The sequence below is a fragment of the Oleiphilus sp. HI0043 genome (genome assembly GCF_001634935.1).
Map to the genome: position 1 here is coordinate 1 of NZ_LWEY01000990.1, position 387 is coordinate 387.

1 protein-coding gene is annotated in these 387 nt (G+C 47.5%); it reads right to left on the reverse strand.

Translation table 11 applies throughout. The features are described 5' to 3' along the window. Positions 1–55 precede the first annotated feature (55 nt). The coding region (locus A3729_RS10710; RefSeq protein WP_231877414.1) for an Lrp/AsnC family transcriptional regulator at positions 56–387 on the reverse strand (332 nt) is incomplete at its 5' end.

A 387-nucleotide genomic window follows, 5' to 3' on the forward strand; every position in this document is an offset into this window, starting at 1 on the left:
TGAGTAGTTTTCTTCCTCCTCCATAGGTAAGTCCTCCGCTTGAGGGCGATAAAAATCATTCGAGGTCGAGATAGAATCCAACATAGAACTCCTCCTTCTTCGGCATGTCGTAGACCTTAAATCCTGTCTGACGTTCAATTTCTTCGATCACTCGCCCTTTACCTTCCTGTTCCTCAGTTGCAATCACAAACCACATATTCAATTCGTGAGTCCGTTTGTAGTTGTGAGCAATCTCGGGAAAGCCATTGACGATTTCAGCTACTTCATCAAAGCGCTCTTCCGGTATCGCCATACCCGCAAGTGACAGTGCACCACCCAACTGCTCTGCATGGTACATTGGGCCAAAGCGCGTTAGCGTTTTATCGGCACGCATCTTCTCAACTCGGT